We start from the raw sequence: 12036 nt of genomic DNA, 5'->3' as shown, positions 1-12036 counted from the left end.
GTCATTTAAAAACTCATAGCGTTAACGTTATGTGAGAACCATTGCTGGTGGGGGAACTCTTCGCGCAAACGCCAGTATTATTAGTGAACTGATCACAACGGACCAACTAATGAAAAAGATACCTTTGGCTCTAACTCTTTTAAGCACTCTACTTTTTTCACAATACACTTTGGCTACTGACACTTCACCTACCACTCAAAATCCCACTTACGAACTCGATGGTAAGGCGGTATTAGGCCGTACAGAGAACGTGTACCTCTCTAGTGTTCAAGGGCTTAAAGACGTTCCTTTCATTGGTAAAATTGATACCGGTGCGGAAACCACTTCTATGCATGCTGAAGACATTCATGTGAAGAGCTCTAATCCCGATTACCAAAATCTCAAAGACCAAGAGTTGATGGCGGCGTTAACCGAAGACCTGTTGAACAATTCCGATGTTGATTACGATGATTGGGATGGCAGTACCTTTGCGAAATATGAGGCTGTGGTGTCTTTTAAGGTTCAAAACCCGCGGACGGGAGACATGGTATTAATCGAAGCGCCTTTAGAGCGTGTCAGCATGATACGCAGCCGCACCAGCAGCACGCCTTTGCTTCGCCCTACCGTAAAAATGTCGCTCACCATTGCAGACCAAGAGCTAAAAACCGACGTTAACCTGACCGACAGAAGCCACTTCTCTGCGCCAGTGCTGATTGGTAAAACCTTCCTTGCGGATAACGCGCTGGTGTTTGCAGGTTATGACTATTTACAAGAGCAAGAGAACGCGACCGTTGTTGGCCGAAAAGAGGTGGTGTCTATCTCTGGAATGGCGATGAACGCGACCTTCTCATTAAAAAATCGCTACAGCATCCTTCATGCAAAAGACATCGATATAGATAAGAAGAACAGTGAAGTGACGTTTGATATGTTCGACAACGACGGCAAGCAAAAAGAGATGACATTGCCGTTGGTTCGTATGTTAAGCGTGAGCGGTAAGAAGAGACCTTTGGTGTATGTGCCTGTTCAACTCGATGAAAACACGACTAAAGACGTTCTGGTGTACCTACGTGAGCGCTCGAGTAGTGAGTCGCAGTTGAGATTTGGAACCAACACCGCCAGCGAACTCTTCATGATTGACACCAGTGCTGAGAATATTTTATTAGAAGGTTCAGAGAACTTTAGTGATGTGGCTGAGTCTGGTGAGCCTATGATTATCTCGCCGGAAGAGGACATCACCCTAGATGACTTCCCGCTTAAGGCTGTGGCTTCTTTCACTGTCAATACACCTTTGCTGAAGGTCGACAGTTTTGAAATGACAGGTAAAGGCAAAGATGCTTCCGTTGAATTTTATCTTACGGATGTAAATGGTGAGAAGCAGAAGGTGACCAAGCCAATTATTAAGAAGCTTAAAGTCGGGGATGATACTCGCCCTGTTGTAAGTGGTGAGTTTGCGGTGTCTGGAAAAGTGCGTACGCAAGAGTTCGCCATCGACGTGCTCAATACAAATGAGAAAGAAGCGTACTTTATTTTAGGCAAGAAGATGGCAAAAGAGGGCGTTTACGTTAATACGCGTTCTGATTACCTTCTGAAAGCCGAACCACTGTTTAAAGTTGGGCATATTGAAGTAGTAGAAGTGAACGGCATGAAGTTCCCGGCCAAGCTCGACACTGGTGCGGATGTAAGCTCAATGAACGCAGTCAACATCAAACGATTTAAGAAAGATGGCCAAGACATGGTGAGCTTTACCTATCAAAACAACCAAGGCGATAAGCAAGATTTCACCAAGCCAGTGATTGATGTAATGCGTATCAAAGCCAAGAAAGGCGAGAAGGTGAACATTCGCCCTGTGGTAGAAATGAAGGTTAAGCTCGGAGACCTAGAGAAAGAGGTGAGGGTAAACCTTCAAGACCGTTCTCGCTTCGAATACAGCATGATCCTAGGTAAGAACTTCTTGAAGCACGGTGCAGTAGTGAGCAGCGATGAAGATTACTTGTTAGGTGATATGGAGTAACCCCTAAACTTATCTAAGTTCGTAGCAGAACAGATCTAAACAGCCACACATTTCATTAATGGGATGTGTGGCTTTTTGTTGATTGTTAATTGTTGCCGTGACAATATTTCAAGTAATCGTTTGTTTTTACTCAAGAGACAGATCGACTAGACTACAATGAAGTGGAATTCACTTTAATTTTTAAAACATCGTATTCGGCAGGCGAGTAAATCGTGCTGTCGGATCGAGAGAGAGAGCATGTCAAAAGCAGAAAAATCTTCGCGTAAGCTTAGTTTAATTATTATTTCGGTTATTTTAGTAGTGTGGCTTTACAGTTTGTGGGCCGACCGCGTCACACCAATGACGGGGATCGCCCGTGTTCACTCTTATATTGTGCGTATTGCTCCTGAAGTTTCTGGCAATATCACGTCTGTGCAAACTGAAAATAATCAGGTCGTTGAAACGAACCAAGTGTTGTTTGAAATTGATGCTCGAAACTATCAGATCAGTTTGCGTTCCGCTGAAGCGAATCTTGCTCAAGTAGGCCAAAATATTGGCGCAAGCACAGCGGCGGTTAACGTTGCACAAGCGAAAGTGACCGAGGCGGTTGCGGCTCGGGATAATTCTCGAGAGCAAGCGAGTCGAGTGAGTGAACTCGCCAGTAAAGGGCTGGTTAGCCGCTCTGAATTAGACAACGCCATAGAGAATCGTGATCGTGCTGAAGCGTCATTGAAAGCCGCAGAAGCCTCTTTGGTTCAGGCAAAACAAGCGTTAGGGCCAGAAGGGAGTGATAATCCACAAGTGTTGGCGGCGATTGCAGCCCTTGAGCAGGCTCAGCTCAACTTACAGAAAACCCAAGTGATGGCTCCTTCTCATGGCGTGGTGAGTAACCTACAACTGACGGTAGGCCAGCGAGCAACCGCAGGCTCACCTGTTTTGACCTTTGTTGATCCGCGAGAGGTGTGGATATCTGCGTTATACAGAGAAAACTCGCTAGAGCATATACAAGTCGGGCAAAGAGTTGAGATCGTATTGGATGCGTTACCGGGGCGAGTGCTATACGGCACGGTTGATAGCATTGGTTGGGGAACGGGTGGCAGCAATAGCACTGACCAAGAGACTGGCTTTTTAAATTCAGACACCAATTCTATTGCCGCGCAGCGCTACCCAGTCAATATTGTGTTTGATCATGGTGAGGTTCCAAGCAACATTCGTTTTGGTTCACAAGCCACAGTGGCTGTCATGACAGAGCAAAGTACCCCAGGTGAGTGGCTTGCTCAGCTTTGGATGAGAATTCTAAGCGTGTGGACTTATGTTTCATAGCTCAGCTAACTCCATTATTCGATTGGTGTTACTGCCGCTTTCGCTATTGTTCTACCATCAACAAAGTGGGCAGATGCTCGCTGTTTTGTCGCCCATATTTGTTGTGATGTTCATGACATTGATGCCATCCAAACCACCGATTAATTTAATATTAAAGGTGATTGTTGCATTAATCTTAATCAGCTTTGGTGTGGTGTTTTTTGGTAGTGTATTGGTCGATTCGCCAACCGGTTTTGTCCTCTATTGCTGGCTATTGCTGTTCTGGAGTTATCAGCGTAGCCATCAGAATACAAAAGATATCATCGCGACACTGACCATTATCGTGGTCATCGTGATGGTGGTGGCCAACAAGCAGATGCATCTCCCAATGGCGGGATTACCCCTATTGTTCTTTGAAAAGCTGGTGATAGCTTTGATCGTCACTTACTTGGGGTTCTGGTTGTTCCCGGGGGATGAAGTGAATGTCCTTCCGACTGCGGCCGTTTCCGATGCGCCCACTACTGGTGACTATATCATGGTTGCATTTAAAGCGACCGCGGTTGTGGTTGTGCTGGCGATTTTGGTAGGAAATTCGGTGTCACAAACGATGTTGATTGCGATTACGCTTGGCAGTATGTTGAAAAGCCCATCGAATCACGACCACCGTACATTCAGCCGAAACAAGCTTGTCACCACTGGCGTTGGCATTCTGTTTACGTTACCTGTGATGATCATGATGGTGTCAGGCGCTCCAATCTTGGTTATTTATGGCGTGAGTTTGGTGTGTGGTTTGCAACTTGCGTGTTTTGCTATCAGGCGGCAGGCGAATCTGACGATTTATCAGCTCTTGTTTACTAATTTTACGACCTTGGCTTATCAGATCATCAGCCACCCAGGATCTGCGTCCCTCTCGGCACAAATGACACGTCTATTTGCCATTGTTTGTGCAGTCATGGTTGGCGCAGTGGTACTGGGCTTTCTCAGCAGTAATACTAATCATAGTCATACCGATCACAGTAAGTGATTAATATTTATAAGTAATAATAAGGGGATAGCTCTGCCGAGTTATCCCCTTTTCACAATATGGGTTAACGACTCAAATGCCATCAGTAAAGAGCCATTTGATGAAGTGACGTGTTACTTCAATAGTCTGACTAACAAAGCGCCCGGTTCACGCATCGGATCTTGATTGACACTGAGTACATAGCCATCAGCAGGGGCGTAATAACGTTGTTTTTCAGAACCAAAACTATCATATTGAATTGAAATCAATTGTTTTGATTGTACTGATTCACTGACCTTAACTTGAGGGAGAGCGAAACCACCGACATTGGCTCTAATGGTCACCGTTTCTTTGCCTTCAAAGCAGGCATAGTGAGGCTGATCTATCTTTGTAGAGATGATATTTTCCGAGTGCAGGATATTCATCACGCCATTCACTGAACGCTCAATGAGGTCGGGTTGTAAAACCTTTCCAGAACCAACCTCGACGGTGATAGCGGGCGTACCACTTTTATTGAGCTGCGTTTCTAAAACGCCATCATCACCTGGATCATCAAAAATACAGTCAGGATTGATCAATCGAGCCATTTTGATTGCTGCGGGGATTCGATAATCGGCAAAGACATACAAAGGATACTCTGCTCCGCGAGTTTGGGTATGCAGATCGATAGCAAGATCCGCATTATGGCTGAGTAGGTTCTGCCAAATTGAATGTGTAAAACGTTGTGAGGCATCACCGTTCGGGTTTCCAGGGAATATACGGTTAAGGTTTGCTGGGGATGCATCCGGATCCGATGAAATAAAATCTCGGCTGTGCATCAACATACCTGACACATTAATCATCGGAATAATGATGACTGTGCCGTGTATCTCCTCGTTTACGAGCTTTTGAATGACCTTCTGTGCGGTAATAACTCCATTTAATTCATCACCATGAACGCCTGCCGTTACCATTATTTTGCGAGCATTTTGACTTTGCTCACCGCGATAGACGACCACAGGTAAATGATGATTTTGACCAACACCGTTAGTTTGTGCCTCAAACCAGAAACGATGGCATCCCATCGGTAAGTCATCAACATTGAGTTGAGATATTACAGGGTGTCCATTTAGAACATCATTGGTATAAGTAGTTTTTCTCACACTAGTTTCCTTTGTCTCTGGTTCACAATCTATTCTGAGTCTGTGTTGGATGATTGTTATTGAAAGCTGTGATTAAAAATGGGCAGTAAACTGCCCATTGAGATACACGTAAATATTGAAAGGCGCTGTTATGCAAAACCCAGCAGGTGAGCCGCAACAATAATAACGCTCGACAAGCAGAATAGCAGCACGATAAAGCGCCAGCAGAATTTTGCCCAATCACCCCAGTCAATGCGGCATACACCTAGTGTTGCCATCAAAGAAGCTGATGTTGGGACGATGATATTGGTAAAGCCATCACCTAGCTGGAATGCTAAAACCGCGACTTGACGAGTCACACCTGCTAAATCGGCGAGTGGCGCCATTAATGGCATCGTTAGAGCTGCCTGCCCTGATCCTGACGTTACAAAGAAGTTGAAAATAGCTTGGAAGGCGAACATCAGCCAAGCAGCCATCGCTTCTGGCAATGCACTAATCACACCGCCCGCACTGCTTAAGATTGAATTCAGTACGCTTGGCTCGGTTGCATCGCTGCCGCCGCCTAAAATCAGCAAGATACCTTTAGCACTACCCACAAGAATAGCGGGCGCTAGCATCACACTTGCGCCTTCCTTAAATGAATCGGCCATGTCGTTGATGGTCATATCATTTAATCGGAAAATAACACCGATTAAGCCAGCAACAAATCCCATAGTGAAAAACTGAGAGGCAATTTCAGGAATGTACCATGCGTGAACCACTACACCCCAAATAACCCAGATCATGCTCGCTATCACGGTGAGAATCACCAACGTATCGCCGATATTCCAACGTGATTGAGTCAAGTCTCCTTGTTGCTTCTTGAAGTAAACATCACCAGCTTTACTGTAAGATTTCGAAGGGTCTTTCTTTACCGAATTCGCATACCACATCGTAAAAGCGATGCCGAGCGCGGTGAAGAAAACCCATAGAGCGATACGCACCGATGCCCCAGATAAGACAGGTACACCAGCAATGCCTTGGGCAACAGCAACAGAAAATGGGTTCATCCAAGAAGCAGCAAAACCAATCTGAGTCGCTACGTACGTCACCATTACCGTAGTAATACCATCATAGCCAATACGTACCATTAGCGGCGCGATAATAATGGCAAAGGCGACGGCTTCTTCACCCATACCAAATACAGCCCCACCGAGCGAGAACAGTGCAAATAATACTGGAATGAAAAGCGATTGACTGCCCTTGGTTTTGTCTATGAGACGCAAGATACCGTTATCAATAGTACCTGTGCGCATCACAATGCCGAAAGCACCGCCAATCACAAGCATAAACATGATAACGCCGATTGCTGAACCCCACTTAGATCCAGACACTAAACCTTCAAATACGAAGTTCATTAAGCCGATATCACCACCGCTGGCGAATAGTCCGACAGTATTGTAAATCGGGTTGCCTTGGGGGTCGGTGTGATAGGCAAATGAAGCTGGATCTAGAACGGTACGAGTTTTCTCTGCACCATCAGAAACATAGCTGATGTCTTGTGTTTCAAACATGCCTGCAGGTATGACATATGTCATTGCAGTCGCAAGCAACGCGATAAAGAAAATTAGCACCAGAGTATCTGGCATTTTCCATGTCTTATTTTGGATGGTATCCGATGTTGTGGTTGTCGTGCTCATTGTCAGTTTTTAGCTATAATTAAGATTGGCATAAAATATCACTAATTAAGCATATAATGTCAATTTTAAGTTGGTTTTTGGCTTGTTTGGTGGTGTTATGTTCTTGTTTTTGCGTGGCATGATGGTTTTTATTTTTAACTTGTTATTGCCTGGTTTTATTTAGAGGTAAAAAGTCCTAGCTCAGGTGCTTTTTAAGCAGTGCGGTAAGTTTCATAGAGCGACTCTGGATATATAAAAAACTATACCTTATGAGACTGTATCTAAGGTTGTCTCAAAAGTTTTCGCTTCTTCCTTTTTTCTTTCTTGGAGTTTGTGAGCTTTGGGATCTATGCGTTGTGCTACAAGCTCTCTGAGTTCCTGTACTAGAATCCTTTCGGTTGCGAGCGTCGTAGTTGGATAGGTTCCTAAGGAAATACTAGCGCGCTTTCTTGAAGCTGGATTGGTATAAACGTACCGCCATGATTTAGTTCCATTTGGCAATACTCTGATCTGTAACCCATTCCCATCAGAAAGAACTTGCTCTTTGTCTGTTGCTCGAGTGTTTTTAACTTTAGCGTCAGTTAGAGGCGGAACTCGTCTTGGCATTTAGTTTCCCTTAGTACCCAATTTAAGTGGTGATTTGAGTATAAGGTAAATAGTTGGGTACTAAAAACGTGGGATAGTATGAAGCATCATGAGGCAGAATAGGTGGTGTTTTATAAGTAAGTACATGTAATTAAATACAAAAAAGGCCACCCGAAGGTGGCCTTTTCCAAACGTTTGGTGGAGCTGGCGGGAGTTGAACCCGCGTCCAAAAATCATTCATCATTGGTACTACATGCTTAGTCGATCTTTAATTTCACCAGCAACCTGCGAACCGACACGCTAGTTAAAGGCTAACCTGAATTATAATTCGCGCTTTTCCTCTCAGGTGGGAGAAGCCGCGCTAGCTAGTTTGGGTTTGATCTCTTATTGGTCCCCGTCTTACGAGCGGAAGCTAGGGTAAGAGAGCTCTGAGCAGGTTATTAAGCTGCTAGTGCGTAGTTTTCGTCGTTTGCGACTATTTTTTTGCGGCTTTTAACGTGGCCAACCGCCCCACGGCATGCACCTCAGACTTCAAAATTCCTGTCGAATCCTAAATCAGCCCCAAGTGTTAATTGCATAGTACCAGAAAAGCTTACCCTGTCTAGCACTGTGCGTTTAAGTGCTTAAAATTAACGCAAATTACTCTTCATAATTCGTGCTTTATCTCTCGCCCAATCTTTTTCTTTCATATCAGTACGTTTATCGTGCAGCTTTTTACCTTTCGCTACGCCAACTTTAATCTTCGCCCAAGAGCGAGACCAGTAAAGTGCGGTTGCGACAAGCGTCATGCCTTCACGGTTAATACGACCGATAAGGTTATCGAGTTCTTTTCTCGACATTAGTAGTTTACGGATGCGTGTTGGGTTCGCCACGATATGAGTACTCGCTTGAGTTAGCGGAGTGATCGTCATACCACTGATGAATGCTTCGCCATCTCGGATGTAGACGTAGCTTTCTGCGATATTGGTTTTGCCTTCACGTAGGGATTTTACTTCCCAGCCTTGTAGCTCAAGCCCCGCTTCTATCTCATCATCGATGAAATATTCGTGGCGAGCTTTCTTATTAAGCGCAATGGTATTACTACCGGCTTTTGATTTTGATTTATTCTTTGCCATAATGGCCTCATTATACGGATTGCACCCTAGTTGGGGAATCCTTTTTATTTGCGCTCTGGCCCAATACAATTAAAATTGCAGTTTGTGTTAATGTAACGCTGTCTTTAACAGGAGTCTATATGCCAAAGGTTACTCGTTCAGCATTAGTGTCTTTTAGTGCCGACCAGATGTTCAGCTTGGTCAATGATGTTGCTCGTTATCCTGAGTTTTTGCCAGGATGTTCTGGTTCTCGTGTGATCGAATCTTCAGATTCCGCGATGGTGGCTTCGGTTGATGTCTCTAAAGCTGGTATCAGTAAAACATTCACTACGTCGAATCGAATGGCGGATGGTGCTGAAATTTTAATGGAGCTGGTAGATGGCCCGTTTAAGAAGCTGGAGGGGGGCTGGTATTTCACTCCTCTAGACGACCAAGCATGTAAGGTTGAACTTAAACTAGAGTTTGAATTTTCTAGTCGAATGATTGAAATGGCATTTGGCAAGATTTTCAATGAACTGACAAGCAATATGGTCAGTGCTTTTACTCAACGAGCGAAACAGGTTTACTAAGCCATGACTATTGAATCAGATATGATCCACGTAGAAGTTGTGTTTGCGCTTCCACATGAGCAGCGTGTATTTACCTTAGTGGTAAATAAGAACGCGACCGTTGAAGAGATTATTGCGCAGTCTGGTGTTTTAGAGTTGTATCCAGAAATCGACTTGGCGAAAAATAAAGTTGGCGTATACAGCCGCAACGTTAAGTTAGATGCAACCGTTCGAGATAAAGATCGTATCGAAATTTATCGAGCACTGTTAGCCGATCCAAAAGAAATTCGCCGTAAGCGTGCTGAACAAGCGAAAGCGGCGGCTAAATCGTAATACCAAACAAATTTGAATGATAAAGAAGCTCGCATTAGCGAGCTTTTTTTCATCTGTTTGTTAGACAATACAGTCTACAGTCTCATTTGTTAGCAGATATTAAAAAGCCTGCTCATATGAGCAGGCTTTTGCGATTCTTGCTTTTGACTGGAAAGCTTTGTTAGTTGAAAGCTAGCGAAGGCTTTCGAAGAATTCATCACTGGCTTCAAAATCACCATTGATCGTCACTAAGGTGCCCGTTGCATCAAAGTTAACAACAAGATTTTTTTGAATCGAGTCTTCATGGCCTTTTGTGTGGTGGTAAATGTAGTACCACGTATCTGGGTAGCCATTTTCGATAAGCATAGGTGAGCCCATAACGTAACGAACTTGTGTTTTTGTCATGCCAAACTTGAGCTGATCGACAGCTTCCTGTTCAACATAGTTACCCTGATCGATGTCAATTCGATAAACCAACTTCTCTAATAGAGAGCAACCGGTCAACATTGTTAGTGCAAGTGGAACTGCAACTAACCACTTTTTAATTCGCATAGTTTGAGATCTTTCTTCGCTAAAATACTGCCTGATAATAAACAAGCTCCAGCAAGAAGTAAAAAGCTCCTTGCGCTTTGAGCTTGTTATGACTGGCAATTTTGAATTAAGTTGCAAAATTGCCAAGAATTTTCGGTAAATTATCAGAAAGTTGCTGAATATGTAACCTATGCTGCGATTAATAACTCTTTTGCATTGGCAAGCGTCGATTCGGTAATCTGGCTGCCACCAAGCAGTCGAGCAAGCTCTGAAACGCGTTGTTGCTCATCAAGCGTGTGCATTTGAGTCTCGGTTTTACCTGATTTCGTGTTCTTCGCTACAAAAAGTTGTTGGTGACCGCAACCGGCAACTTGAGGTAAGTGAGTCACGCACATAACTTGTGTCGATTCGCCCAGCTTACGTAGCATTTTTCCGACAACCGCAGCGGTTGGTCCACTGATACCCACATCGACTTCATCGAAAATCAGGCTTGGTGTATCCACTTTTTGCGCTGTGATCACCTGAATCGCCAGTGAGATTCGTGATAACTCACCACCAGAGGCCACTTTCGCAATCGGCTGCATTGGTTGGCCTGGGTTGGTCGAAACAATGAAGGTCACGTTATCCATACCCAATGGAGAAGGGTGTGTGTTGGTGTTGTTCACTTCAATGGCAAACTGCGCTTTTTCCATGCTCAGTTCGTGCATGCTTTGCGTGATCAGCTTGTTGAGCTCTTTTGCGTAACGAGTTCGAGATTTATTAAGCTTCTCTGATTTAGCAACGAACGATTGGTATTGGTTTTCTACCTCGTTGGCCAGTTCTTCCAATTTTTCATCAGAGCAATCAAGCGCTTCAACTTGTTGTAGTAAGTCTTGATGGTGCTTATACAGCTCTTCAGGTAACACGTGGTGTTTACGAGACATCGACATCACTTTAGAGAAACGCTCCTCAACGTAAGCCATACGACCGGGATCAACATCAATGCTGTCTAGGTAGGTTCTTAACTCGTTGTTGGTCTCTTCGATCTGAATAATGGCTTCAGAAAGCAAGTTCGGTAACTCGGCCAATCTTTCATCTAGCTCAGCTAACTGAATTAAGGAGTTATTGGCCGATTGCAGAATACCAAGCGCATTAACTTCTTCGCCTTCATAAATAAGCTCGATAGCTTGCTGACAGGTTGTGGCCAGTTCTCCGCTATTGGAGAGGCGCTTATGCTCTTGTTCGAGGTCTTCATATTCTTCCTCCCCAATAGACAGCTCATTTAACTCTTTGATTTGGTATTCAAGAAGTTGTTTTTGAGCTTGGTTTTGCTGGCTATTCTCACGTAACTCTTTTAAGTGGTTATCCGCTTGTCGCCATGCTTGGTAAGCATTACGTGTCGATTTCAATAGGTTCAAGTGGCCTGCGTATTGATCAAGCATGGCCATTTGATAATCGCTTTTCATCAACTGGTGATGCGCGTGTTGACCATGGATGTTGATCAACAGTTGTCCAAGTGATTTCAATTGCGAAAGAGGGACAGGGCTACCGTTGATGAATGCACGAGAACGACCTTCTTTTGAGATGGTTCTGCGCAGGATGCACTCACTGCCATCAAGCAATTCGTTGTCTTCTAACCAGCGGGTTGCATGCAGATTGTTCTCAAGTAAAAAAGCGGCACTGACTTCGGTTTTTTCTTCACCTTGTCGAACCATTCCTGCATCGGATCTTCCCCCAAGACATAAGCCTAAAGCATCGATAGCGATAGATTTACCCGCACCAGTTTCCCCGGTGATTGTTGTCATGCCTTTAGATAGTTCTAGCTGTAAAGACTTAACAATAGCGAAATTATTAACACTTAAATGAGCCAGCATTTTTATTTACCTGTATAACTGAACAATACTGTATATAAGCTCAGTATATACTGTTTCTTT

Annotated in this window: 11 protein-coding genes and 1 other RNA gene; 5 read left to right on the top strand and 7 right to left on the bottom strand. The window is 44.2% G+C overall.

Annotated elements, in window-relative coordinates; all coding sequences use genetic code 11:
• Nucleotides 1–109 precede the first annotated feature (109 nt).
• The 3 genes from AB4375_RS01990 (at nucleotide 110) to AB4375_RS01980 (ending at nucleotide 4295) form a co-directional block, all read left to right on the top strand.
• On the top strand, nucleotides 110–1990 hold the full coding sequence (locus AB4375_RS01990; protein ID WP_372050933.1) for an ATP-dependent zinc protease: 1881 nt from the start codon (nucleotides 110–112) through the stop codon (nucleotides 1988–1990).
• Nucleotides 1991–2227: 237 nt separating this feature from the next.
• Complete coding sequence (locus AB4375_RS01985; protein ID WP_017059741.1) at nucleotides 2228–3292, top strand: HlyD family secretion protein; 1065 nt, start codon at nucleotides 2228–2230, stop codon at nucleotides 3290–3292.
• Nucleotides 3282–4295 carry a multidrug DMT transporter permease gene (locus AB4375_RS01980; protein ID WP_372050932.1) on the top strand — a complete coding sequence of 338 codons (1014 nt, stop codon included), beginning with the start codon at nucleotides 3282–3284 and terminating at the stop codon, nucleotides 4293–4295. The genes AB4375_RS01985 and AB4375_RS01980 overlap by 11 nt, the downstream gene beginning before the upstream one ends.
• 113 nt (nucleotides 4296–4408) lie before the next feature.
• Here the strand turns inward: AB4375_RS01980 and AB4375_RS01975 are convergent, their stop codons facing one another.
• From AB4375_RS01975 to smpB, 5 genes are all read right to left on the bottom strand, one after another.
• Nucleotides 4409–5416, bottom strand: coding sequence for a succinylglutamate desuccinylase/aspartoacylase family protein (locus AB4375_RS01975; protein ID WP_017059743.1), 1008 nt, complete (start codon nucleotides 5414–5416; stop codon nucleotides 4409–4411).
• Between the two features lie 128 nt (nucleotides 5417–5544).
• Nucleotides 5545–7023 (bottom strand): putative basic amino acid antiporter YfcC, encoded by a 1479-nt coding sequence (gene yfcC / locus AB4375_RS01970; protein ID WP_372050948.1) that lies wholly within the window; start codon nucleotides 7021–7023, stop codon nucleotides 5545–5547.
• 297 nt (nucleotides 7024–7320) lie between these two features.
• Nucleotides 7321–7659 (bottom strand): Arm DNA-binding domain-containing protein, encoded by a 339-nt coding sequence (locus AB4375_RS01965; RefSeq protein ID WP_137001232.1) that lies wholly within the window; start codon nucleotides 7657–7659, stop codon nucleotides 7321–7323.
• A gap of 175 nt (nucleotides 7660–7834) precedes the next feature.
• Nucleotides 7835–8201, bottom strand: a transfer-messenger RNA (tmRNA) gene (gene ssrA / locus AB4375_RS01960).
• A gap of 66 nt (nucleotides 8202–8267) precedes the next feature.
• The gene (gene smpB / locus AB4375_RS01955; protein WP_004735156.1) at nucleotides 8268–8753 is read right to left on the bottom strand and encodes an SsrA-binding protein SmpB; all 486 of its coding nucleotides are present in this window, start codon (nucleotides 8751–8753) and stop codon (nucleotides 8268–8270) included.
• 119 nt (nucleotides 8754–8872) lie between these two features.
• On the opposite strand from smpB, the gene AB4375_RS01950 reads away from it, so the two are divergent.
• Nucleotides 8873–9301, top strand: coding sequence for an SRPBCC family protein (locus AB4375_RS01950; RefSeq protein WP_010438915.1), 429 nt, complete (start codon nucleotides 8873–8875; stop codon nucleotides 9299–9301).
• 3 nt (nucleotides 9302–9304) lie between these two features.
• Nucleotides 9305–9613: an RnfH family protein gene (locus AB4375_RS01945; RefSeq protein WP_016796754.1), complete on the top strand. Its 309-nt coding sequence runs from the start codon at nucleotides 9305–9307 to the stop codon at nucleotides 9611–9613.
• Between the two features lie 171 nt (nucleotides 9614–9784).
• On the opposite strand, the gene bamE is transcribed toward AB4375_RS01945, so the two are convergent.
• Nucleotides 9785–10144 carry an outer membrane protein assembly factor BamE gene (gene bamE, locus AB4375_RS01940; protein ID WP_017069542.1) on the bottom strand — a complete coding sequence of 120 codons (360 nt, stop codon included), beginning with the start codon at nucleotides 10142–10144 and terminating at the stop codon, nucleotides 9785–9787.
• 167 nt (nucleotides 10145–10311) lie between these two features.
• A complete protein-coding gene (gene recN / locus AB4375_RS01935; protein WP_372050931.1) occupies nucleotides 10312–11976 on the bottom strand; it encodes a DNA repair protein RecN in 1665 nt (554 codons plus the stop codon).
• Nucleotides 11977–12036: the final 60 nt, after the last annotated feature.

Origin of the sequence: Vibrio sp. 10N.261.51.C6 (assembly GCF_041471785.1) — a bacterium.
GTDB classification, from domain to species: domain Bacteria; phylum Pseudomonadota; class Gammaproteobacteria; order Enterobacterales; family Vibrionaceae; genus Vibrio; species Vibrio crassostreae_C.
The sequence above is the reverse complement of the archived record's forward strand: the minus strand, read 5'-3'. Positions and strand labels throughout refer to the sequence as shown.